The organism is Bdellovibrio sp. SBM16 (assembly GCF_056175625.1).
Genome location: NZ_JBJKJG010000006.1, coordinates 47,548 through 72,956, shown reverse-complemented (window position 1 = coordinate 72,956; position 25,409 = coordinate 47,548). Strand labels below are relative to the sequence as shown.

Genomic DNA, 25,409 nt, shown 5'->3' with positions numbered 1-25,409 from the left:
TTCGGAAAGGAGGTCCGACATGCGTAAACACAACTATTTACGTTATCGGCGCCTACTCAGTATTACTAAAGAGATTTTAAGAGTTATTATGATGGTCATTGCGATTATCATAGTGATAAAAAGTATTTAGCAATCTAGCTTCTGCACGTTAATTCCTAGATTTTGATTTGCAATCAAGACCAAGGTTGGGACTTAAAATCCCCGGAAAGCTGGCTCATAAGGAAAAGCTGTTAGGCTTATCCTCTGATTTTTAGTAGTAGCTGGTCTACTAATTTTCTATCTACTTCATAATACTTAGCAGGCAAAGTCTTTAAGGCAATTGGCGATTCAAAAATTGTATCTCCTAAACAAGGGATTCCAAGCTTTTCTTTCACGCGGTTTGCACCGACATTGATAATTGGTGTCTTAAAAAGAATCTTTTCGACTTTTAATTTTTTTATAAAATAATCTATAGCCTTAGGATAAGAATAATAGGCAACGTTTTTTCTCCTAAATTCCTCATCAAAAATATGCGCGTGCATAGTAGCGCTAACAGAATCAACAATATTATTTACAGTATGGACGCCAATTGAATGACCTTTGTATTCAATTACACAAACCGTCTTAACCTCACCTAGTTTATTAAACTGATCATTAAATTGCTCAATGAACTGTTCTTTCGTTTTCATCTTAGTTTTATCAATACCAAGACTGGCCCAATACTCTGCTGACGAATCAGTCCAATATGCAGCCAATAGCTCAAAATCATCAGGCGTAAAACTTCTGATAGTTATATCTGCAAATGTAGCCTTAATCATCATTAGCGCCAGTAGTGGCACATATAACCGTCAGGATTTTTCTGCAGATAATCCTGATGGTAATCTTCTGCGCTCCAGAATTTTTTAAGCAATGTGATTTCCGTCACGATCGGATTTTTCCAGAAACCGCTGTCAGAAACTTCTTTCGTCACCAATTCTGCGGTTTTCTTTTGTTCGTCAGAAACATAAAAAATCGCTGAGCGGTACTGGGTACCGATATCACCTTCCTGACGGTTTAAGGTGGTTGGATCGTGAAGTTTGTAAAACGCACGGATTAAATCCGCGTATGAAAGTTTCGCGGGATCAAAAGTAATCTTCACCGCTTCGGCGTGGCCCGTGGTACCGGTTTTAACTAATGTGTACACCGGATTTTCACCGTTTCCGTTACAATACCCCACTTCGGTATCAATCACGCCATCCATTTTACGGAGTAGTTCTTCAACACCCCAGAAACATCCTGCTGCAAGCACTGCGATTTCTTTATTCATAGCCCAGCTCCGCCTCCTCGGCGTCCGTCGACCATTAAACACATTAACTCAAACATCGTATCCACCGCGGCAAGGCCGGTGATCTGCGAACTATCAAAAGGCGGCGACACTTCGACAATATCCGCACCGACTAAGTTTTCGATATCCAGTGCGCGCAAGATCTGCTGCGTTTCATAAGTGGTTAAACCACCCGGAACCGGCGTGCCCGTACCCGGTGCATAGGCCGGATCCAAACAATCAATGTCAAAACTGATGTAAGTTGGGCCTTTAAATTTCGGTAATGATTTTAACACTTCAGCCAGCGGACGCTGTTTAATATCATCAACCGTTAACACTTTGATCTTATGTTTTTTAATAAACTCTAAGTCATCAACCGCTGCTAACGGCCCGCGAATACCGATCTGAAGCATGTTCTTGGTATTGACCAAACCTTCTTCAACCGCGTGACGGGCAAAGGCGCCGTGATGGTACTCACAGCCCCAGGCTGCCGGATAAGTATCTAAGTGAGCATCAAAATGAATGAAGTTTACTTTACCGTGTTTTTTGGCAATCGCACGCAATAGCGGAAGTGTTGTCGAATGATCACCTCCGACGGAAATAAATTTTTTATCGGCTTTTAGAATGCCGGATGCAAATTTTTCGATATTGGCATAAGTCTGCTTCTGGTCGATCGGCACAATTGGACAATCACCGATATCAGCGTATTTTAATTTTTCAAAAATACTGATCGCACGTGACATGTGAAAGCCCCGGCCCAAGCTTGAACACTCGCGCACCAGAGTTGGCGCAAAACGCGCTCCCGGGCGGTAACTGACGCCCCCATCGTAAGGGGTACCGAATAACGCCACATCGAAGTCTTCGGTTAATTCAGCCACCGGTAAGCGAAAGAATGTTTTAATCGCTGAAAAGCGCGGAAACTCGCGCCCACTCAAAGGTTTATAACGGCTTTGGGTTGGGTTTGCTGAAGTTTTTGCCTGTGAGTTTGCGGCTGATTTTTTGGTCGGTTTTTGTGCTTTTGCCATAGAGAAATATCGTATATAACAACGGCATGACAAAGCAATTTGAAAAAGATCGCGACAGCCTCATTACTTGGTATAAAGAAAATAAACGCGATCTACCATGGCGCAATCCGCAAGGATCACGAGGGTCAAAAGACCCCTACCGAATCTGGATTTCTGAAGTCATGCTGCAACAAACAACCGTAACTGCAGTTATCCCGTTCTATGAAAAATTCATGAACCGCTTTCCGAAGGTTCAGGATCTGGCCCAGGCCAAAATCGAAGATGTTTACGAACACTGGGCAGGCCTTGGTTACTACTCACGCGCTCGCAACTTACATAAAGCCGCGCAGATGTTTGCCGAAAATGGTTTTCCCAAAACAGCCGCTGAACTTATCGAGTACCCGGGTTTAGGCCCGTACACTTCGCGCGCGATCGCCAGTCTTGCGTTCGGCGAAAAAGTCGGTGTGCTCGATGGCAATGTGATCCGCGTGCTTTCGCGTAAGTACGGTATCCAGTCCAACTGGTGGGAGAGCAAAGAGCGCCAGAAGTTACAGGCCATTGCCGACACCATGGCGCAAACCGAATTTAATTCTGAATTAAACCAGGGATTAATGGAGTTAGGTGCCACCGTCTGCACACCGAAAAAAGTAATGTGCCTGATGTGCCCGTGGAAAAAAGACTGCGTAAGTTTTAAAAAAGATCTGGTTGAACAGATTCCGCGTAAAAAAGAAAAAGAAAAATTCCAGATTTGGGAGTGGACCTTCTTTGTGGCGGAAAAAGGTGAAATGATTTATTTAGAAGAAAACGCTCAGACGCCGTTTTTAAAAAAACTGATGCTCCCGCGCTCTGAAGCGAAGCTTGTCAGCAAAAAGCCAAAAGACTTTCACTTCAAACATGCGGTCACTAAGTACGAAATTTTCGTAACTTTAAAACCTAACAAAGCTAAGAAAGCCGCTTCGACTGGACTTTGGGCCAAGCGCACGGACATCGCCAAAGTAAATCCGACAAGTTTGATGAAAAAAATCTTAAGTCATCACGAAAAATCAAGGTAAGATAAACCTATGACATTAGGGTTCGCTCGCTTTTTCGCAATTTTATTTTGCCTGCCAGTATTATCCTGGGCAGCCCCGTTTCCCACAACTGGCTCTTCTGCGGTCAACTCCCCAAAATGGAACACCGCTTTTTCTCAGATGGGTTTTTCTTTTAAGTTGGTCTCTGATGAGTGGGTGTATTTAGAAAATCCGTCACATAACCGCTTACCGGCCAACCAACAGATCGACATGGGATTTAAAACCTTATCCGAGTCAGCCCGCTTAAGTCTTAAGACCGAAAACTACCGCGGCAAAGTTAATCTTGAAGCCTATGCAAAAAAATACTTACGTGACTACAACCAGTATGGTTTTGAAGTGCTCTCAAGTAAGTCAGTTAAGATCAATAATCAACCGGCGGTGGTGATTGATTTGATCCAAAAAAACAAGCTGACCCAATCCCGTCAGGTGTTTTTTAGCGCCGACAACAAAATCACCATCGTTTCGTGCATTGATAAAACTGACTACTTCACTATGACATCGGGCATGTGTAATCAGCTTATAAACAATTACGCTTGGCGCCCGAGCGAAGACTTAAAGAAGTAAATTCGCCCTTTTATCCTGACCATTTCCTGACGATTCCCTGGCCACAATCAGCGCTATTTTTGCATTTAATCCTCTCTGGATACGAAATGTAACGGATCTCTAACGTGGTTGACCTGGGCACCCCCCTGTTAGCCCTATATTGGCCGCTGGCCAGAAGTTTGACAGTATGAAAACACCTTTTTTTAAAGCTCTTTCAGCCCTTACTGTAACTTTGGCTATGACCTGCTCGGCGGTCGCCGGCAGCACCTATCTCGAAGGTTATGAGGCCGATCCGGCAAAGGCCGATGCCCGCGCCCGTAAAATCTATCTGTTGATCGAAGACGGAAAAATCAAGAAAAAATCGTTAACCCCATTTGAAGTCTCACGTGAAGTTAAAAAAATCACTGAAGCCCAGATCGGAAAAGTTATCCTGTCTTCGGGCTTTATCGACCTTCACGGCCACTTAAAATACAATGTTATTCCTCTGTGGAACGAAGCCCGCGGCCAATTCGGCAACCGCTTTCAATGGCGTGGGCTTTCTGGCTATAAAAAAAATATTACCGGCCCGTTAAATAATCCGGCGCTTGGCGTAGCCACCGATGTGAATTCCCTGTATTGCCAGACTTACCAATACGCTGAAATCAAAGCTTTAGCCGGTGGGGTGACCAGCGTGCAAGGCATCGGTCAGGATTCAGCCTGCACCAAAGGCATCTTAGCGCGTAACGTAGAAATCGAAGACGACTACCAGGTAGCTACCGATGCCAAAGCCAGTATGGAAATCGTCAATCCGGACATAGCCCTTTTTCTTTCAGAGAAAGTTTTTCCGGTGATGTTGACAGAGAAAAAATCAATGGATGAAGCTTTAGCACCGCTTCAGGCCACTGAAGGTGCGATCAACTCACGTCAGTCACAATTCTTAGAGAATTTAAAATCTTACCTAGGTTATTTTACGCGTATGTTGCCCGGTGGTGACTTGCGCAGCCTGATCGTGCATTTATCCGAAGGCCGCTCGACGGATTCCTACAATAAATTAGAATACAAATTTGCTAACAAACTGGGTCTTGCAAAACAGGGCTTAATCGTCATTCACGGCGTGGGCATGGATGAAAAAGATTTAGCCGATGCGGCCAGCAAAAATATTTCTCTGGTGTGGTCACCATTTTCTAATCTGGTTCTGTACGGCGATACCTTAAATGCCGAGTTAGCGTTAAAGCATAATGTGAATATCACCTTGGGATCTGACTGGACTCCATCGGGAACTAAAAATTTATTGGACGAAGTTAAAATTGCGCGCCGATATATCCAATCAAAAGGGTTAAAAGTTTCGGATAAAAAACTCTATGAGATGATGACGATCAATGCCGCAAAAGCTTTACGCTTGGAAGATCGTTTGGGTCGTCTTGAAGAGGGTTATTTGGCCGATATCGTCGCGATTAAACTAAAATCGACAAAATCAAATCCGTACACACAGATCGTCACCGCGCCACAATCAGATATTCAGTATGTGATGGTCGGTGGTGAGTTAAAAGTTGCCAAAGCTCATCTCGCGGCAGATGCCAGCAATGCCGACGCGTTGGTAACTCAGGAGCAAATCGACCTTGGTCTAGGCTGTGACAAGTTTGCCAAACAGCAAGTCATGAACTCACCGCTTAAGTTATCTGAACTAGTGGCAAATATGAAATCTGTGTTTCCCCAGTTGGATTCATTAACGGCGTGTAACGATGAAAACTACCGTACGGTCATCAAAGACTTATTCTCAAAAGAGTGGAAGGCTTCAATGCCACCAGAAAAGTTAGATCAAAAAAACTACGACCGCTTTGCCGAACAGCTGGAGATGCTATCGGACTAAGGTCTCTAAGCCTTATGTTTCAGGTCTATGAAAAGACTTTGAAATTCCATAAACTAAAAGGGTTGTACTTTAAACAATAAGGAGACTCTTTTATGCAACTCAAACCAACAGCGTTGTTACTGGCTGGTGTTATGGCTGCGTCGTCTTGCACGCATTCCCCGTTTACCCCGTCACAACGTGATCCGCAATCTGTTAACGTAGCTCTTCCTTTCGATGCTCGCCGTGGCTCACCTGCTGAATACGATGCTGGTGCTCCCGCAGATTCAAAATGGATCGAACTTTTCGGAACAACACCTAACTATCGCGCTATCGGCATTGAAGCCTTAGGCGGTAAAGCAAAATCTGATGAAAAGTTTCGTTGGGAATTCGGCCCGATGTGGTACCGCGGACGTCTTACGCCTGAGAGTGTAAAAGTGTTCGTAGTTGGTCAAGAAGGGGCGCAGGATGAAAATGTTTCTAACCGTGCATTCACAGGTTCAACTGGTACTCGTACACAAAGATTCTTAAATCACTTAGGTATTTACCGTTCGTATTTATTTCTAAATACCTTTGTTTATACAATTAACGGACAACTCGAAGACGATCCACGCTTTAAATGGTTAGAGCAAGGCGAAGAATCCCCGATCGTCGATTACCGTCATAAATTATTTGATAACATGATGGTGACGAACGCGAATACAATTTCATTATTCATGGGCGTGGGCAGTGGCGGTAAAGCGTCGTTAGCTACATGGGTCAACTCTCGTGGCGGTAAATGTTCGACAGCTTGGGAAATGAAAAACTGTGATACGCGCGGTATGAAAAAATGGTTTAAAGATAACTACGGCGTAGATATCAAAAACGAAATCTTAGCAATCGGTGTTCCGCATCCGGGTGGTGCAAATCCTAACTTAGGCGGTGATGCGGCAATGGAAAACATCAAAGCCGGCTTCTCTGGTGCTGCTCAGCGTGTGGCGGCTTACAAAGTCGCGAACAAAAACTGGTTACCACAAGATATCGACGAAAAAGCAACTCCTGAAGAATTAGTGGCACGTTTACAAGCGGGCTACACTTATAAAGGTTATGCGCCAATTCCATTCCGTGACTTTGCGTTCAATACCAACTGGAGAATGGGTTCTGAAGGCACAACGTCTAACCGTTGGGGCGCAAACTCGATTCAAGTGTACTCGGATGCTGGCGAATACAACGATAAAAATTCGCAATTTCCTTACAAGCCACAGGATTTAGATTCTGGTATGAACGCTAAAGGCACAGCTTTAATCGGCATGGGCCCACGTGATTTACCTTACGAATCTCCGCGCTATTACGCTGGCAAATGGTCAGCTGATCGTCCTGATTTTGATTACGGTCCGTGCGGCTATTTACGCTATGACCAGCCGGCATGTGCGTTAGCTCAAGCTTTAGTTTCGTGGCCGAACTTAAAACAATTAGGTATCAATTTTATCAGCCACGAGTCTTTTGGTTACACAGGGACATACCGCGGCCGTGCCAAAGGTGCACAGGTTTACGTGATGATGGATCAGACTTCACACGATGACTTCTTCTCTGCCCGCGCGGTGACTGGAGCTGAAGGTCAAAAGCTACAGGCGATGTTATCTAAAACCGGTGTTGGCTTAAATTATTTCATCCAACGTACTTTACCGGTTGATACTTTAGGTATGAACACTGCCGATTTAATCGCAGGCGCTACTAAGCCGGAAATGATCGCGACCTACAAACGCATCTATGATTCAGTAGCTCAGAACTCAGAGATTAAAGTTGTGCTGGCAGTAGGACCGGTAGCCCGTGCGGTAGTGAACACACTGCGACCGGCTGGCGTACAAATTGTTGAGTTAGCTAACTTAAATTCACTTTCAGCTGATAACGATGCCATTCGCTTGGTATCACAAGCGTTAGGAACCCAGGCTTCTAACTATAACGGCGAATTAGTGACAATCCCACGTGAAGATTTACCTTACCACTCTCGCTGGTGGATGGGATCTTCAGGTGACCGTGGTTACCGCGGTGAAAACTACTCGCAAGGTAATTACTACCGCGTGTATGCTCCACAATGGGTTTCAAGACTTTACCCTCTGCCATTAACAAAAGAAGAAAAAGCTGACCTAACTGAGAAAATGAAAAAGCACATTAAACCCTAAACACATTTCACTCAGGGGGCATTGCCCCATTCATAAAACCCACGCCTCAACCGGTGTGGGTTTTTTATTTTTTGCCTATATCGCGAATCACGCGCTTGATACGGTATCAGACCCTGCGACTCTAGCACATTCATCTCCACGTAATTGACAACATTTTTAAAGTCGCGCCCCCACGCAACCCAGCGTGAGTAGATCAACGCATCCCAGAACTTACGTTCATAACTGGCAATCTCAGGGGCATTGCCCCATTTTAAAATCCGAAGCTGAGTAATTGTTTTACGCTCTTGAATTGGAATCGGAACCTGCTCAAGGATCTGTTGCGCAATGTGACCGGCCACCACTCGAAAAAAGTTCTGAATTCCGACCCGCGATTTACCTTTAATTAGGAGGTGAATATGATTGCCGCATATGGCTTCTTGATAAATTTTGACTCGAAATTTTTTAGAATTTTTACCTAAGATCCGATAAATTAGGTTTTTGTACCGTAATAGAGATCTTCGGCCGGTTGCAAAATCACTGCGCAAAGTCACGTGAAATGGCACTTTACGCGACAGATTCCGCCTGCTTTTCCTGCGTCGAATTGATAAATCTCCGCCATGTTGTTTTCGCGCGATGAATTTATGTCGAAAATATGTATGTTGTTTCATGACTGCGGTCAGATGCAACAGTCGATGCGGGCTGCTCGCCAAACTACGGCTAAACAGCGTTCGGTTCTCGAATCTGGGGCAATGCCCCTCACCACCAGCGCGCGATATGTGGCGTTAGTCGCCGTCGTTATAGATTGCTTTTTTGTCGGTGCAAAGGATTTGGCCGTCGGCGATTACTTTTACTACATAGGTTCCGGTCGCACGCGGTGCCGAGCCTAACTGCTTTTGCACATCGATATCCACAATCCGGTATTTCTTATCCTGTTCGAAAGGCTTTGTTTTAGCGGTTTTCGTTGTGACTGTTTTTGCCTTACTACTGGCTTTAGATTCCAGAACCACTTCGGCATTGGCCGGAGCTTTTTCGGTGAGAACAAAGCCCTGAAAGCGGCTGTTGCGCGCCCATTCGGTCATTTCAAAGATCGAATGTTTTTTGACGAGCTTGCCTTCAACTTTTTGCGTGTATTCGTTAAACGCCTGCACATATTCGGCACAACCTGCTGACTTTAGCTTAGCTGACTCTGCCTGAGCTTGCGCGAGACTGGCTGCGATAGCGACTGCAATTACTGAAGCTCTGAACATACATTTGGATCCACGGTTAAATTGTTACAGGCATTTTTTGCTGTTTGGTTTTCAAAACAAATGTGCATATGGTTAGCATGCGAACTACCGCCCCAGGAAATTCCCAAATCACGGTTGGAATTACTTAAACGACGGTCACTGAACATCGTATCGCCGCCGTATTTTTTTGCCATTCTGATAAACGCAGCTGTCATCTCGCGGTCATAATCCGAAGAACTCACGTTACGACCGGCATCACGGAAAGCGCCTTTATTAAACGGGCGGATATCGATACAATTACCGTTGGTGTGTTCTCGATGGCCGTTAAACTGCGCTTTTGTGGCGTGCGAGATATCACCCCAGGCGATACGGCAACCGGCATTGTCATTCGGGCAGGCCGTCTTTTTCCACTCTTGTGCAAGGCCTACTAAAGCGCAGGCTGTGTGCGGTGAGGCATGTGCATCAACCCCCGGCGGGCGATCCGGAGTGTAGTGATGCGTTCCGCAGAAACCGGCATTGCCATCAACTGGCATCTGCACCAGACCGCGATTACATTTATATTCTGAATTGCGCGCTGTCGGACAACGGCGCGTACGCTGTAAATCTTTAACATATTCTAAAAACGGGCTCGGCACACCGGTTGCCGATGCTGGCTGATTCACAAAACGGTCGATCTCGCGCGCATCATCTGCAGTTTTGTCCACCGCTTGTCTTCGGCCGCCAGAAACTTCGCTCTGGTCACACGACGTACAGTCTTTCGGCGTTTGCGCTTCGGTAACAGCTTGTTTGCTCATCTTAGGAACTTTAGAAAAATCAACATCCGGCTTTAAATAGCTGGCCACAACCCAACCGGTCTTAGGACAGCCCGGCGGCGGATTAGGGATTTCAACCTGCACCCATAAATTGCGTTTTTGCTTTTCGCCGACGATATTTAATTTCGTATCTCTCGGTAGCGCACAAGTAAAGGTACCGTCTTCGACACTTGGCTCACTTCGTAAACTTAAGCCGTTTGTTTCAGTCTTTGCGATTTCAGTGCGTGCACTCACATCATCCCCTAATGGCGGGCGAAGAAAATTCATATAGACAAAACCATCAGTAATACCGGCACATGGTCCCGATAACACCTTTATCTGCATTCGCTCACCGTCTGGTGCCATGGCAGCGATGCCAACGATATCCCCTTTAGCTAAGTTACAAACCTGATCACCGTTCAGATTACGAACGATGTAATTGGCAGAAAGGCGCATGGCCGGCAACCCCGGAGGCAACGGGCTCGCTAACGGACGCTTTGCCGTAACAACGATTTCAGCATTTTCTTGCGCAGAAACAAAAGACGGCAAAACCGCCAACGCTATAAGTGTCAGAATTATTTTTTTCATGCACTTATAGTGTAAATGTTATTTAGCTAAATAACTTCTTGAAAAACGATTTTACCGAGTTAACTAGACCCGACTGCGGAGCCTGTTTTCGGTGAGAGCCAGAACGGTGTTTGTGCACTAAATGGCCCGGAGTAACGCCATGGGTTTTGCGCTGCTCATGCGATTTGTGTTCGCCCGACTTAGGGTGTGGTTTTCTATCGTGTTTGGCCTGCTGTTCGTGCTTACCCTGATGTGGTTCATGCTTCGCATACGGTTTTTTATCGTGCTTCGGACGTTCGTCGCGGTGGTGCGGTTTTTTACCGCCTTCAACGCGTTCACCGCGGGCGTGATGTGGATGTTTACCGTCTTGCTCTTTGTTGTAGCCCGGCTTACGATCGCCACGCTGAGGACGATCACCGCGATCACCGCGAGGTTTACGGTCACGATCAAAAGATTTTTTAAATCTAGGTTCGCGTTCAGATAAAGCCTTAAAGTCTTTAACCAGCTCTGCATCTTCCATATAGCCCACATCAATTTTCTTTTTTGTGAAGTCTTCGATGCGAGATAATGATTCAACATCCTTATCAGACACTAATGAAAAGGCCTTACCTTCTTTACCCGCGCGGCCTGTGCGGCCGATACGGTGAACGTAAGATTCACAGTCTTGTGGTAATTCGTAGTTTACAACCAAATCCACATCAGAAATATCCAAACCACGTGCCGCAACATCTGTGGCTACCAGCACATTTTGATTGTTGGTGGCTTTAAACTTAGAGATCACCTGAGTGCGCTGCGCCTGCGACATCAAGCTTGAGATTCCCATCGCCGGAATGCCGTTATCAGTTAAAAACTGGGCCACGCGATCAACGTTGTTTTTGAAGTTGGTAAAAATAATTGTCTGCTTAGGATTTTCTTTTTTGAAAATCGAAAGTAAGAACTGCGGCTTTTCACCATCACCAACGTGATAGATCATGTCTTTTACATGCTCAGCTTTGGCCACATCTTTTGAAATATTAATTTCAACCGGTTCAGAACCGAACTGGTAAGCCGTGTTTAAAACATCAAAGTTAAGTGTTGCCGAGAAAACCAAAAACTGACGGTTGCGTTCAATGCGGCTTAAGATGTATTTCATGTCATCTTTAAAGCCCATATCAAACATACGATCAGCTTCATCAAAGATAATTGCTTTTACTTTTTTGAAATCAACATGATGTTCTTTGTACAAATCGATCAAACGCCCCGGAGTCGACACCATGAACTGTAAGTTGCCGGCTAGAGCTTCTTTTTGTTTGTCGTAACCCGTGCCGCCATAGAAGGTCGCCGATTTTAACCCCGTACCCACAGTCAATTTGCCGATGTTCTCGTGAATCTGATCGGCTAACTCACGGGTCGGAACTAAAATCAAAACCTGGTTGAACGCTTTCCAGTCTGTAAAGGCGCGCTCATGGTCTGGATGAGTTTCAGCTTTTAAAATGCGTTCGATAATTGGAATTAAGAACGCGGCAGTTTTTCCGGTTCCAGTTTGTGCAAGACCTGCAACATCTTTACCCGAAACAATCGGTTGAAAAGCTTGTTCTTGGATCGGAGTTGCGTCGATATAACCAAGATTTGAGATGTTAGTTTGCAGGCGGCTGTCTAAATGTAGATCTACGTATTTCATTGAACCCCTTTTGTAAGTCTTTCTAGGGGTTTAAGTCACGCTTAATGTTATGCGTTGTTGCTCGCGATAAAGGCGCGAAAGGCCTGGACGAATTCTTCGGATTTTTCGTAGTGCACCCAGTGCCCGGCATCAAGCACTATACCGGATATATTGGGATTAACTGCGAGCATTTTTTCAAAGGTTTCTTGTTTAAGAATGTGCGATTTTTCACCACGAATAAGCAGCACCGGCATTTTGAAGCTGCTCACTTCAAGCCAGCGGTCTTTTAAATGGCCCTCGCGGGTGATTTCGGTCACTGCATGTTTAGAAAAACGCCAATCATAACTGCCGTCAGATTTTTCTTCGAGGTTGGCCTGCAAGAATGTTGAAAGCACCGCCGGCGGCTCTTTTGACGGAAACACATTTTTAAAATCGTTGTCGAAAAACTCTTTCACTGCTGTTTTGTTAACAAAAGGTGTCGGAATATTGTTCAACATCGTTTCGTAATACCCCTTCATCGACGGATCTGAGTCAGGCCCCATATCCTCGATGGTCAGAGTTCTAACTTTTTCAGGGTATAAGTGGGCAAACACCATGGCATTTCGCCCGCCCATCGAATGACCGACCAAATGAAAGCTATCCCAGCCGAGTTCATCGGTGATTTTGTTTAAATCTTCAGCGAAAACTTCAGGGCTGTAGCCCGAATCCGGCTTGAATGAGCGGCCGTGGCCACGCTGGTCATAAATCAAGCATTGAAAATCATTCTCCAGTCGGTTGGCAATCTTGCGCCAATTTGCTGCAAAGGCCATCAATCCGTGGACAAACACCACTCGTTCCTGCGTGTTCGTGCCAAGGATGGAATAATGAAAGTTCGATAAAAAGCTCATTCATCTCAAGTAATTACTCGACGTAAGAGCAATCCTCAATTAAAAAATAACTCTGGTTTATGTCGATCGAAAAATTTAAAGAAATTCTTAAGAAAGCCCACGCGGACATTGATCCGCAAGCGATCGGCATTATCAAAAAGCTGAAAGACAACAAATTCGACGGTTACCTGGTGGGCGGTGGCGTACGTGATCTGTTGGTCGGTCTGAAGCCAAAAGATTTTGATATTGCAACCAATGCCCTTCCCAACGAGGTAAAGAAAAAAGTTCCGTACAGCTTTATCATTGGCCGCCGCTTTAAATTAGTGCACGCCAAACGCGGCGATAAAATTTTTGAAGTGGCCACTTACCGACGTGAAGCGACCGCCGAAGAATTAAATCTTTCCGGTGATAACAACGGCGAAAACGAACTGCCCTCTGCACCGCTAGTCAGTGCCGATAATTTTTTCGGTAATTTAAAAGAAGACTCGTTCCGCCGTGATTTTACCGTTAATGCTTTATTCTATGATCCGTTATCGTATGAACTGGTTGATTACTGTGGCGGCCTTAACGATATTGCATCAAACACTTTGCGCGTGATCGGTGATCCGCATGTGCGTATTAAAGAAGATCCCATCCGTATTTTGCGGGCGATCCGTTTATCGCAGAAGTTAAGTTTTCAGATCGAGACCGAACTGCGTAAATCAATTTTAGAAAACATCGAAGAACTTAAAAAAACTGTGCTTCCGCGCCGTCGCGAGGAGTGGTTAAAGTTTTTCCGTCTGCCCAACCCTGAAGTCGCCCTTTGGGAAATGCACGATCTTGGCGTATTTAGAGCGGTTATCCCAGGTCTTGAAGATTTATTTACTGACGCTTTAAAAGTTGAAGAGTTTTTAAGTTTGCTTCGTCGCATTCAGCTTGTCGATATCAACCTGCAGGATCCCATCGAACTTTTTGGTGCTGTCTTGTATGCGTTTTTAATCGCCCAATACGGATACGGGGTAAATATCAATGAAGTCACTGAACAAAACCGTTTTCAGGTGTTCTGCCGTGATGAATTAGGTGTTTTCAAAGCAGAAGTGATTGCCATTGTATTATCAATGCAGCTGATTCACGCTTTGGCAAAACACGATCAGTACTTAAAAAAAGGTGAACGTCGTAAGCGCGCGCTTTTAGCCAACCACCATTTTGATCTGGCTTTAAAACTGGGTTTAATGTCAGGTGAGTTAACGGCAGCGGATTTTCTGTTCTGGATGAAAGAAAAAGAAAACGTTCTTTATAAATCTGAAAAGCCAGAGCCCCGTAATGAAGCTCCGGCCAAAGAAACAACTCAAGACAACTAACGAACCACCGGCGGCGTGACGATAATATCGACACGGCGGTTTTGCGCACGACCTTTTTTCGTATTGTTCGGAGCTAACGGTTTGTCAAAACCAAAACCTTCGGTCGTAATTAATTCTTCTGAAATATCAGCATTATTTTTTAAATACTCTGCGACAGATTCGGCACGCTCTTTAGAAAGCTTCTTATTAATCGCTTTAGAACCGGTCGTGTCGGTGTGCCCTTCAATCACGATGTCTTCGGCACCGACACTTGAAATCAGCTCTTTCACTTTTCCTAACACCGGATAGGCATTTTGTCCGACTTCTGATCTGCCAGAGACAAAGTTGGCTGATTTAAGACGGATTAGAATCTTATCACCCTGGCGGTACACATCTGCTTCTTCCGGTTTAAACATCTGCTGTGCTTTGGCCAGAGCCTGTTCGAAATCTTCTTTACGGCGCAGTTCTTGGTTTTCGATCATCACACCGGCTAATTGTTTGTTACGGTCTTTGAGCATCTGTGCGCGCTGTTCAGACGTCATTTCTGCCTCTGAAATCGCCTCTTTTTTTGCTTCGATATCCAGCGCGATATCTTCAGAACTTAAACCACGTGCTGATCTTGCTGTTGTTGTCACGCGCATCAGTTTTTCGGCCTCTAAATTAGCCGCCTGCACAGCAGATTCAATAGCATTATAATCCTGACGGTTATTGGCTATCTTCATTTCGGCATCTCTGTATTTAGAACGGGCCATGGTTAAGGTTTTCGGAGCGTAGATAGATGCCTGGTTTTTTTCGGCATTTTCGATCAACGTCTGCGCGCGGCCCAGGTGTTTACTGGTTAAAGTGTCTAATTCAAGTTTTGCATAATCTTTTTTGAGATCATCACGTTTGCGCAGCGAAATTTGACTAAAGGCTTTACCTTTTGCTGCCTGACTTTCAAAATCTTCAGTTACATCTTTAAAATCTGAATCGATTTTTTTAAGTTGTTTTTCCTGAAATGAAGCCGCACCGGCCATGACCGCTGCCTCACGTGCCTGCATCACATCTTTAAATTGTTCTTTGGTCATATCCTGTAATGTGACCGCCTGGTTTAAAGCCGCTCGGCTAAGACCCACTTCTTTTAAAATATCCCGGTTATCTTTTTGTTTTTCACGTAACTTTTTGGCTTCAGCTAAGCGCTTATCGGCCATTTTGAAGTAATTCGGTGAAGCGATATCCGTGTTTCCGGTACGCGCTATATTTAAATCCTGTTCTAACCGTGAAATTTCACTGTTTGGATCTGCATCTGCGGCAAACTCGACCGGTTTAAGAGAACTTCCGGCGCAACCGGCCAGAACTAATGACGTCACTAATAAAGATTTTTTAAATGATAAAAACATAGACTCCTCCATTTTGATTTTTTGGCAAAAAAAAAGATGGTGCAACCAGTGCACCATCTTCAATTCGTTTTTATTTAATCTTAACCAGAAGAGCCTAGGGCATGATGCCCCAGAGCGGCTAACCTAATAACTCAGTGGCGGCCTTGGCAATCGCTGATGAGTCCATACCGTGTTTGCGGTACAGATCAATCGCATTGTAGGCTGATTGACCGAATTCACCGTGCACACCTAATGATTTCATTGTGATAAACTCACCGGCTTGGACCAATTGATGGCTTACGAATGATCCTAAGCCAAGCAACACTTGGTGATCTTCGACAGTCACGATACGGCCTTCGCATTTTTTAAGAAGTGGTTTTAATGCGGCAACATTTAAGCGATTTAATGAGTTTAAGTTGATCACGATTGAACCCACGCCTTTTTTCTCAAGCTCAGCTGATGCTTTGATCGCTTCGCCGACTAACGAACCTGAAGTGATCACCATCACGTTTTTTGCACCCACCATATGTTGGCGCACAACCTGCGGCTCACCGGCTTTGTAAGTTAATTTTTGCGAATCTGTCGAATAGGTTTTAGGAAAATTTTCACGACCCAAAAAGAAAATGCTGGTGCGCGGAGTTTTGCCAGCCTCAACTGTTTTTGCAAAAGTCTCGATCACTTCAGTCATGATCGCATCGGCTTCTTCGCTGGTTGATAAATTGTATAAATCAACGCCCGGAATGGTGGCTAACATGCTCATGTAACTTAAAGCCTGGTGAGAAGCGCCATCCGCAGCATCTTGAAAGCCAGTGTGTGAAAACACGCCGATTATCGGTGCTTCAGATAACATCGCCATCGTGATCGGCAATGCGCCTTTGGTTACGCCGAACTGTGCGAAAGTATCTACGACCGGAATGTATCCAAGTTTTGACAGGCCCGCCGCTGTAGAAACCATATTACTTTCAGCCACGCCCACATCAACTGAAGCTGTCGGAAATTCTTTTCTAAAATCAGCCACACCAGTTGAACCTGGTAAATCTGATGTCACAGAAATCACAGGGAGTCCTTTTTTAAAACAGTTGATCATGGCTTTGGCGATACCTTTTTGGATTTTTTCGCCGGTATCAGGAACAGCGTTAGCTTTAATCTGTTTTTCAGTTTCATTTAATTCGTTGATCCAGGTTTTAAATACTTCCGGCTGCTCGCTGCCAGCGTAAATCTCGTCGATAAATGCCGGTAATTCCGATGGCGATTTACACGGAAAACCGTGGCCGCCCGTTGCTGATTCTGCAGTTTTTTTCGTGCCGATGCCTTTAACCGTTCTTGCCCAGATGGCCACCGGCTGGTTTGGATTTTTTTGCGCTATCGCAACAGCCTCTTCAATTGTTGTCAGACAGGCTTGAAGATCGTTTCCTTTTTCAAGTTTGATTAATTTCCAACCTAAAGTTTCTAAAGCCTGAAAAGTCGGATTCATCGAAAACGCATCCTGATCGATACGGCCAGATAATTTCGTGTTGTTATCACTGATAATTAACACAAATGGCGCAGCTTTACCTTTTGCCGCAAGGCCTGCAATTGCCGCCATGGCTTCTTTCGCTTCGCCTTCCATCGCAGCACCGTCTGATAACGTACAGATGGTGGTGCGGTTTGTGCCGGCTAATTTTTCGGCTAATGCCAAACCCTGTGATTGCGGAAACGCCGAACCTAACGGCCCGTTTGACATGTACACGCCTTCGGGAAACAAGTGGGCTTCGCCATGACCGGTTAGGTTTGATTCGATCGAACGAAATTTTTTAAGTGAGTTAAGATCTAAACCAGCCATTTTGTAGTTAGCTTTTAAAGCGTACAAACCGTTTTCACAGTGACCGGCATCGTTGATCACATGATACATATCAAACCAGTCACGGTTATTTTTTTCAGCTTCGTTAAACACAAAACCATGAAGTGCAGACCACAGCTCAGCTAAAGCAGCAGGTCCGCCGTAGTGTGAAGCGGCTCCGCCTAAGACCGCATTCATATCCATTAAAGCCACAAGGGCGCGGGTAGCTTTCGGGTCAGCCAGGGCTACTGTTTTTCCGTCAGCAAGTTTGGCATCGACCGAAAATTGCGGTTTCATTTTAGAGTGTTTGGCTAAGTGAGTTTTGACTTGTAGAGGCTTAATTTGTGTCATACACCTTTTTTATGTCATCAAAACTATCTATTCAAGAACTCCGCTCACTTCCGAAAATTGACTTGCATCGCCATTTGGATTGCTCGATGAGATGGAGTACTTTGCTTGAAATTGCGACAACTTTGAAGATCGAAATCCCCAAAAACTCAGCGCAGCAACGATCGCACTTTCTGGTCACAGAACCGATGCGGGATTTAAACGCGGTTTTATCGAAATTTTTGGTGGCGCAAAAAGTATTAGCATCAGAAGAAATCTTAGAGCGCCTGGCTTTTGAAGCCTGCGAAGATGCCTTTAACGATGGCGTTCGCGTCTGCGAATTCAGATACGCCCCGACTTTTATCGCTGATGGCCACAGTTCGCTGTCGTTTGATAAAATTCATCAGGCGTTTGTACGCGGGCTAAAGCGCGCCAGCAAACAAATGCCGATCGCGACCGGTTTGATCTGCATTTTACAGAGAATTCTACCGCTAGACAAAGTGGCCTCGGTCACAGATTTTGCAATCGCCAATAAAGAAACTTTTTTAGCTCTGGATTTGGCCGACAACGAAGCCGGATCTGAACCGCGCAAATTTGCCAAAGATTTTGAGCGCGCCAAAAAAGCCGGCTTACACATTACCGTTCACACCGGCGAAGCCCCGGCACCGCAAGCCGGTCAGTGGATCAAAGATGCCATAGAAATTTTAGGCGCCGAACGCATTGGCCACGGTATTCAGGTCATTCATCACCCTGAAGTGATGCAAATGTTAATTGCAAAAGATATTCCGTTAGAAGTCTGCCCTTATAGTAATTATCTGGTGCAGGCGTTCCCGACTTATCAGGCGCACCCATTACGTAAACTTTATGAAGCCGGTGTACCGGTTACTTTGAACTCGGATGATCCGGGTATGTTTGCCTCGCTGTTAACTGATGATTACCTGATTGCGCAAGAACACCAGGGGTTTGGTTTAACCGAATTTACCCGCTGTAATGAGGTTGCGTTTAAACACAGTTTTATCCCGCTGGCGGAGAAAACCGCGGCATTTAAGGGCTAAGGCATGGCAAAAAAAATCCGCTTAGGCCCTTTTACTGAACCACAGATCAATGAGATCAAAGCCAAAATTGATCCGCTAGGGCACGATTATAAAATAGAAATCGATCAAGAGCTGGTGACAAAGTACCAAGAGCAAGTCGCCAACAAAAACTACGCCGACCGCTACCAGGAACCGACCACCCCGCTCGGAGAATTTTTATTTATTGAAGTCGATGCTGAATCGCTACTGCTGATCAAAAAATATTTGCACGATCTAGGCATTACGCTCAGTGATGATGCGCATTTTTTGCCGGATAACGAACTGTACTGCCCCGAATGTGATTACACCACAACGGATTTAACGCTGTGTAAAGCCCACCGCCTGCCGCTGGTCGATTATTTTACCAAAGTGCAATTAGAAAAAAATGCGGCCCCTAAATTTACTTTAACCAATATGATTATCTTTGCCGTACTGGCGTCTGTACTGGTGGCTCTGATTATTGAAAATTTTTAAGCCCAAGAAAGAATATACCTATGAGTTTTTATCCAGAAATCGAAGCTTTTAAAACCGAGATGTTCAAAGTCTCTGACCTCCACACTTTGTATCTTGAACAGGCCGGTAATCCAAACGGCATCCCAGTGGTGTTCGTGCACGGCGGCCCCGGTGGAGGCATTAACCCGGATCACCGCAGATTTTTTGATCCGAAAAAATTTCATATTATCTTATTTGACCAACGTGGTGCCGGCCAATCAACGCCGGCGGCCGAACTTCGCGAAAATTCAACCTGGGATTTAGTCGCTGACCTAGAAAAAATCCGCGAGCACTTAAATATCAAAAAGTGGGTCGTGTTCGGTGGCAGCTGGGGTTCGACCTTAGCGTTAACTTATGCCATCACGCACCCGGATAAAGTGCAGCACCTGGTGTTGCGCGGGATTTTTCTTTGCCGCCCTTCAGAAATCCAATGGTTTTACCAGCACGGTGCTTCTGAAATTTACCCGGATGTCTGGGAGTCTTATTATAACCATATTCCGCAAGATGAGCGCGGTGATTTTGTCAAAGCCTACTACAAACGTTTAACCAGCGATAACGCCGATGTCCGCTTGGCCGCAGCCAAAGTGTGGAGTAAGTGGGAAGCCGCGACCTCAAAACTTTTTGTTGATGTGCAGGCGATTGATGACTTTGATGATCCGACGTACGCCTTACAGTTTGCGCGTATTGAGTGTCATTACTTTATTAACAACGCCTTCTTTAAGACCAACAACTGGATCTTAGAGAATATAGCTAAAATCAAACACATCCCGTGCGATATCGTACAAGGCAGATACGATGTGGTTTGCCCGGCAAGAAGCGCCTGGGATCTGCATCGTGCTTGGCCTGAGGCAAACTTACAGATTATCCAAGACGCTGGCCATGCGGCAGCAGAACCGGGCATTAAAGCAGCACTCGTGGCAGCCACCGATAGAATTAAATAGAAATTATTTTTTCTCTAAAGCTTTTTCTAGGCGCTGCAAACGCGCCTTGATTTCTTCATTTTCTTTTTTCAACTGCGCGTTTTCAGCTTCAACCGAGGCAATTTTGCGCTCTTGCGATTCTAAACGCTGATCGTGACCCATAATTTTGCTGTACAACTCCTGCACCGCTTTAATGATCGGCGAAATCAGCTCAGTGTAGCGTAAACCATAACGGCCAGAGTCTTTATCGTAATCCACAATCGGTGTTGGCTCGTTAGCTTTCACTGCACGAGACTCCTGTACGATTTTTTCAGTTTCTTGTGCAATTAAACCGTAGTGTACCGATTTATCATCACCCGATCTCCAGTTGTACGACACCGGTCTTAATTTATTGATAAAATCCAAACCTAAATCAGACTCGGTAATGTTTTTCTTCTGGCGTTCATCAGATGTCTGGATCGCACCATTGACCGCATACACCGCCGAAAAACGCAGAGCGCCGGTACCTAGAGTATGGGCGTTATCGGTGGCCGGCGTAATTTGCCCTGCCACTTGTAATTTCGTGGTTGGTGCCTGTACCCCGATACCGACGTTGCCACCGGCAGCAATAGACATCCGCACAGCACAAGTATCGCCATTACACAGAATGCCATCATTATTACTGTCGTAATATTCATAAAAATGGAGACCGGTATTGGAGCCGTATTCATTCATATTATACAACGTCCACTGCGAATAATACGGATCTGCAGCCGACGTATTTTTACCCGCAAGGCTGATCTGCCCTAAGATACCATTAGTGCTATCGATTTCACTTTTAATACTACCCATCACATGCATTTTCGCTGACGGCGTAAGTGTACCGACACCGACATTGCTATTCACAAGATTTAATAACTGCGAGCCTGAGGCAGTGCCTAAGTTAAGCATACCATTACCTTGCGAAGAAATTCGCCCATCGTAATCGGCATTGGTGCCACGGCTTAAATCAAGATGTGGAATACCATTTACTTCCGTAATCTGAATTTGATGATCACTAGCAAGGCTTCGGCCTAAAAAGATACCTTGCCCCGGAGAATTCGACTGTGACACCGCAGAGTTAATCTGCAAACTACCTACCGGATTGATCACGCCGATACCAACATTGCCGTTAAATGAACTGATATCAGAGTTTACGCGAAACTCTGCCATATTGTTTGATGTGCCCATACGGCTAAATTTTAATTTGGCAGCTGTGTCTGATGAGCCAATTCCCACTTGAATGTAATTTGAACCATCGGTGTATTTATTTAAAAATCTAAAGTTAGAATTCACACCGTCGTTCGGACCGAAGTAGACAGGCGTATTATCCGGGATGTTTACATGCAATCGCGCCACCGGCGCGGATGTGCCGATACCGACATTTCCTGAATTATTCCAGGTCAGCACCGAGCCATCAAGATTAGTGCTGCCCGAGTTGGTATAACCTAACGACCAAATTCCTGCGGCATTATTACCGATCGCTCCCCAGCCACCAGCGGCATGGTTTAATAAAATTTGCGAGTTGCCGGTATTATTAATTGCTAACCCCGGCGCACCCGAAGCTAATTCTAAGTGAGCAGCATCGTAAAATGTTCCACTACCAACGCGCACTGATCCGCGTGCACCGGTACCGGTTCCAACACCAGGAATTAAGCGGATATGACCACCATTTTGATTGCCGGCACCGGCAGACTGCGCAGCTAGGGTAATATGAGTACCGTTGGTGTTTGCCGAAGCGGTTCCACCCTGCACATCTAGCACTCCGGTAGGGCCAGTGGTGCCAATACCGACTTGGCCTGCCCCAGTGATTATGAATTTAGTTGTGCCACTGCTAGAAGCTTCAAGCAAAGTATCTGCACCATCGCCTTGATTCGGTAAATCTAAACGTAAGACGCCAGGAGCCCCTGAGATTCTTGAGTTTTTAATAACAGCAGCAAAGCCCAATCCATTTACTTTTTCTACATTTAATATTTCAACGGAATCATTTTGATCACTATAAACATGCAGTTTATGACTTGGACTACTAGTTCCAATACCGACATTTCCAGTGCTTGCCTGTAACGTCATCCACGTAGTTACACCGTTAATCGAAGAAAATTTTAAATCTTTTTTACTGTCACTGGTATAATCAAGACCTGACTGTATCCAGTTGGCTGTGTTATCTGGTACAAAGCGCATACTTGATTGATAACCTGCATTAACAAAACGGTAGGCACTGCTACTGACAGTATTAGTACCGATCTCAAGCAACCCTACGGGATTTGTGGTGCCGATACCGACGTTGCCACCCGAAGGGTTTAATAACAGATAAGGCGAACCTTGCACGACCGGCGTCGATACGCCATTAGTTGCGGTAATCGATGCGCCTTGAATATTTGAAGATGTAAAAATCGTACCGGAAACAAAAATATCACCGGCTACACCTATGCCACCCTTAACTACCAGCGCTCCGGTTTGGGAATTGGTCGACGCTTTCGTACTTGATACAATCACCGAGCCCGTCGGCACTAAAGTGATATTGCCAGAGTTAGTAATTGTCGTCGCATTATCAAAAATACCAGGCGTAGCTACCGTCGCAATTGCACGACGTGTATTAGTGCCATCAGTGATGTAATAATACGAACCATCGTATTCAATCGCGCCCGAAGCCGGTGAAGTTAATAATGTACCTGAAGTTAATTTCAGCGCCGCACTTGATGATGTACCGGCCTGTAGATGCAGAAGCGCTGTAGGTGCATTAGTACCAACACCGACGTTGCCGTTTGATTCAATGCGCAGCTTTTCAGTGCGCGTGCCGTTATAACGAGTGTAAAATGAAAGATTTCCCGACTCACTGCCAGAAGTGACGTTCGTCATCTGCGAGAAAATATTCGCTACGTCGACAACACTTAAATTGCCGCTGTTCATCCCTTGGAAATAAATTCCGCCGGTAAAATCATTATTCACCAAACTGTTACCACTGCGTGAGTGCACCAATTGCAAATAGGCTCCAGAGGCGCCGTTGATCTGCTCTTCAATGCGTGCAAGATTTCCGCCACCATTACCGATTAAGTGTAAACGTGTCGTCGGATTTGATGTACCAATACCGAAATACCCTGAAGCTGTCAGAGTCATGCGTGCCGTCGGTGCGACATTACCGGCGATAAAATGCAATGGTTCAGCTGCTGTGCGCGGTCCGATCCACATTGAACCTGGTAAATGGGCTGCACCGGGGTTTGAGTAGGCCATGCCCGCTACCAGAGTGCCTGAGGCATTTTGTATATCTATACCCGCATAACCAGAATTCGATAAATTCTGAAGTCCCATCGGATTATTGGTATTTGAAGGATTACGAACGAAAAAATCATATCCCGTAAAGCTGGCACCGACCGCGACAAAACCAGTTGCATAATAAATTCCTGACGCCGCCGTCGTCCACTGGCTGGAAGTGATCGCACTGACCGTTGTCGTTAAGTTGGTAAAACTTGTGGCCACATTCGATGATAGACTTGCTAAAGTCGAAGACACAGAATTCAAATCTGAAATTAAATTCGTCACACTTGCTGAAGAGGCTTTGTTTTGGAAACTTACATAGTCAGCATTAGACAGTAAACCCGCCGTTACAGTCGCAGTAGAAGCTAACGGAATATTCAGAGTGTGTACACCGTTAGCTGTTGCAAATACAGGTGCTGTACCTGCTGTACCGATGGCAAAACTTTGTGTTCCCGAGGTAGAACCATTTAACGACTGTAAACCTGCGCCGCTTACCCCGAACGCCGCCCAAGAACTGCCGTTACAGTATTCGACACTACCTGCATTGTAACGAATTGTTCCGGCATAACTTGCCGAACAGGTTGCATGAAAAGAAATACGAATAGCACCTGATACATCCAGTGTTGTCACAGGAGTAGTTGTTCCGATACCAACATTACCATCGGATTCAATACGCATTCTCTCAGTGGTCACTGACGAACCCACCGATGTTGCCATAAACTGAATCCGGCCTCCTACCCCTGAGGCGCTGGCTGTCTCTGCTGCTGTTACACGAATTTTTGCTGACTCACCAGGATAAGTACCATCAGTATAACCCTGAAAAATTAACTCTCCGAGCCGGTCACCATTTTGCGAAGGTGTACGTAATGAAGTATTGCCTCGTGATTTTTGAAAAACTAAACCATAAGAGCCCGGATTATTTCTAGCGGCATCTATCAGCAACTGTTGAAATACCGTTGATTCAGAATACAAATGTAACAAACTTGTTGGCGCGCTCGTACCGATGCCGACATGACCGCTGCTGTAGTTAACTGTAGTGCCACTCGTCACCCACTGCGAATTGGTGATCGCGGCAAAGCTTGCCACCACCGAAGATTGTAAACTTGATACACTCGATGACAATGAACTCACCGTGCTTGAAACACTGAACACTGCTGACGACACAGAATTTAAATTGGCAGTGACAGTGGTTACACTCGCACCTTCAGCCGGTGTGAAGCCAAGGGCTGTAATTACCGAAGCTGAAGTGATGCTGCCGCCACCGACAACCGATTCGCAGACAAAACTTGCGCCGGTGTAACGAAGTGCCGAGCTTACCGCACAGGTCGGAATCGTCGATACCTGCACAAATTCAGATGGCGCCATGCCGTTAAACTTGGTCGCATTATCGGCATACATCGCATACGGAACGGCATTGATAGTCATCGCCGGAAGCGTTTGCCAACCACCGCCGTCATTAAACTGCATCACGATTTTTCGGCCGTCGTTGGCCGTTGGTGTGTACACGGTTGGAACACCGCTCGCATCACAGGCCATGTTCGGCGTGATGTTACTGAATACTTGCGCAAACGTAGTGCTACTTACGGGATAAGTTTTTACGCCCGAACCAAGAGAGAACGAAATCACTCCACCGGTTGCCGTCATATTCACACCCGAATAGATTTCGGTGTAAAGCACACAGGTTCCCGGAGAATCTAAAATTGAAAATCTAAAGTTTACATTCGCAGCTTCGAGGGGATAACCGTCAGGTTTTACGATGCGGGCTTGATAAGTGGTACGTGCCGGTGTTGCGAACACCATGCTTGTGTTCAACATAAAAAGAATAAATAAAAGTATGCCCAAAAGGCTGTGCAACCGACGTCCGTATTTCACAA

At 45.4% G+C, this 25,409-nt stretch carries 19 protein-coding genes; 8 read left to right on the top strand and 11 right to left on the bottom strand.

The annotated features are described in order from the left end of the window. Nucleotides 1-236: 236 nt before the first annotated feature. From AC04MM_RS07085 to speB, 3 genes are read right to left on the bottom strand one after another with little or no spacing between them, the layout of a single operon-like run. Complete coding sequence (locus tag AC04MM_RS07085; protein WP_475379639.1) at nucleotides 237-800, bottom strand: GNAT family N-acetyltransferase; 564 nt, start codon at nucleotides 798-800, stop codon at nucleotides 237-239. Beyond that, nucleotides 800-1,285 (bottom strand): peptide-methionine (S)-S-oxide reductase MsrA, encoded by a 486-nt coding sequence (msrA, locus tag AC04MM_RS07080; RefSeq protein WP_475379638.1) that lies wholly within the window; start codon nucleotides 1,283-1,285, stop codon nucleotides 800-802. The genes AC04MM_RS07085 and msrA overlap by 1 nt, the downstream gene beginning before the upstream one ends. Next, a complete protein-coding gene (gene speB, locus AC04MM_RS07075; protein WP_475379637.1) occupies nucleotides 1,282-2,307 on the bottom strand; it encodes an agmatinase in 1,026 nt (341 codons plus the stop codon). Before speB ends, msrA begins: the two co-directional genes overlap by 4 nt. A 26-nt stretch (nucleotides 2,308-2,333) precedes the next feature. Between speB and AC04MM_RS07070 the strand changes: the two genes are divergently transcribed. The 4 genes from AC04MM_RS07070 (at nucleotide 2,334) to AC04MM_RS07055 (ending at nucleotide 7,886) form a co-directional block, all read left to right on the top strand. Then, complete coding sequence (locus AC04MM_RS07070; protein ID WP_475379636.1) at nucleotides 2,334-3,338, top strand: A/G-specific adenine glycosylase; 1,005 nt, start codon at nucleotides 2,334-2,336, stop codon at nucleotides 3,336-3,338. A 9-nt stretch (nucleotides 3,339-3,347) separates the two neighbouring features. Continuing rightward, a complete protein-coding gene (locus AC04MM_RS07065; protein ID WP_475379635.1) occupies nucleotides 3,348-3,920 on the top strand; it encodes a hypothetical protein in 573 nt (190 codons plus the stop codon). 166 nt (nucleotides 3,921-4,086) lie between these two features. Continuing rightward, nucleotides 4,087-5,748: an amidohydrolase family protein gene (locus tag AC04MM_RS07060; protein ID WP_475379634.1), complete on the top strand. Its 1,662-nt coding sequence runs from the start codon at nucleotides 4,087-4,089 to the stop codon at nucleotides 5,746-5,748. Between the two features lie 92 nt (nucleotides 5,749-5,840). Beyond that, complete coding sequence (locus AC04MM_RS07055) at nucleotides 5,841-7,886, top strand: uracil-DNA glycosylase family protein (RefSeq protein ID WP_475379633.1); 2,046 nt, start codon at nucleotides 5,841-5,843, stop codon at nucleotides 7,884-7,886. An 11-nt stretch (nucleotides 7,887-7,897) separates the two neighbouring features. Here the strand turns inward: AC04MM_RS07055 and AC04MM_RS07050 are convergent, their stop codons facing one another. From AC04MM_RS07050 to AC04MM_RS07030, 5 genes are all read right to left on the bottom strand, one after another. Next, on the bottom strand, nucleotides 7,898-8,533 hold the full coding sequence (locus tag AC04MM_RS07050) for a transposase (protein WP_475379632.1): 636 nt from the start codon (nucleotides 8,531-8,533) through the stop codon (nucleotides 7,898-7,900). A 114-nt stretch (nucleotides 8,534-8,647) separates the two neighbouring features. Beyond that, nucleotides 8,648-9,112 carry a hypothetical protein gene (locus AC04MM_RS07045; protein WP_475379631.1) on the bottom strand — a complete coding sequence of 155 codons (465 nt, stop codon included), beginning with the start codon at nucleotides 9,110-9,112 and terminating at the stop codon, nucleotides 8,648-8,650. Then, nucleotides 9,094-10,470: an SH3 domain-containing protein gene (locus AC04MM_RS07040; RefSeq protein ID WP_475379630.1), complete on the bottom strand. Its 1,377-nt coding sequence runs from the start codon at nucleotides 10,468-10,470 to the stop codon at nucleotides 9,094-9,096. The genes AC04MM_RS07045 and AC04MM_RS07040 overlap by 19 nt, the downstream gene beginning before the upstream one ends. Before the next feature lie 22 nt (nucleotides 10,471-10,492). Further along, nucleotides 10,493-12,109, bottom strand: coding sequence for a DEAD/DEAH box helicase (locus AC04MM_RS07035; protein ID WP_475379629.1), 1,617 nt, complete (start codon nucleotides 12,107-12,109; stop codon nucleotides 10,493-10,495). Between the two features lie 47 nt (nucleotides 12,110-12,156). Then, on the bottom strand, nucleotides 12,157-12,975 hold the full coding sequence (locus tag AC04MM_RS07030) for an alpha/beta fold hydrolase (RefSeq protein WP_475379628.1): 819 nt from the start codon (nucleotides 12,973-12,975) through the stop codon (nucleotides 12,157-12,159). Between the two features lie 59 nt (nucleotides 12,976-13,034). Between AC04MM_RS07030 and AC04MM_RS07025 the strand changes: the two genes are divergently transcribed. Beyond that, a complete protein-coding gene (locus AC04MM_RS07025) occupies nucleotides 13,035-14,294 on the top strand; it encodes a CCA tRNA nucleotidyltransferase (RefSeq protein ID WP_475379627.1) in 1,260 nt (419 codons plus the stop codon). Here AC04MM_RS07025 and AC04MM_RS07020 read toward each other — a convergent pair. Next, entirely contained in the window at nucleotides 14,291-15,652 is a 1,362-nt protein-coding gene (locus AC04MM_RS07020; RefSeq protein WP_475379626.1) for an OmpA family protein, read from the bottom strand. The genes AC04MM_RS07025 and AC04MM_RS07020 overlap by 4 nt on opposite strands. Nucleotides 15,653-15,770: 118 nt before the next feature. Continuing rightward, nucleotides 15,771-17,747 (bottom strand): transketolase C-terminal domain-containing protein, encoded by a 1,977-nt coding sequence (locus AC04MM_RS07015; RefSeq protein WP_475379625.1) that lies wholly within the window; start codon nucleotides 17,745-17,747, stop codon nucleotides 15,771-15,773. Between the two features lie 65 nt (nucleotides 17,748-17,812). Between AC04MM_RS07015 and add the strand changes: the two genes are divergently transcribed. Genes add through pip form a run of 3 tightly spaced genes read left to right on the top strand, consistent with a single transcriptional unit; the run spans nucleotide 17,813 to nucleotide 20,283 of the window. Then, a complete protein-coding gene (add, locus tag AC04MM_RS07010; RefSeq protein ID WP_475379624.1) occupies nucleotides 17,813-18,832 on the top strand; it encodes an adenosine deaminase in 1,020 nt (339 codons plus the stop codon). Between the two features lie 3 nt (nucleotides 18,833-18,835). After that, entirely contained in the window at nucleotides 18,836-19,324 is a 489-nt protein-coding gene (locus tag AC04MM_RS07005; protein ID WP_475379623.1) for a hypothetical protein, read from the top strand. Nucleotides 19,325-19,344: 20 nt separating this feature from the next. Continuing rightward, on the top strand, nucleotides 19,345-20,283 hold the full coding sequence (pip, locus tag AC04MM_RS07000; RefSeq protein WP_475379622.1) for a prolyl aminopeptidase: 939 nt from the start codon (nucleotides 19,345-19,347) through the stop codon (nucleotides 20,281-20,283). A gap of 3 nt (nucleotides 20,284-20,286) precedes the next feature. Here the strand turns inward: pip and AC04MM_RS06995 are convergent, their stop codons facing one another. Further along, nucleotides 20,287-25,350 (bottom strand): tail fiber domain-containing protein, encoded by a 5,064-nt coding sequence (locus tag AC04MM_RS06995; RefSeq protein WP_475379621.1) that lies wholly within the window; start codon nucleotides 25,348-25,350, stop codon nucleotides 20,287-20,289. Nucleotides 25,351-25,409 lie beyond the last annotated feature (59 nt).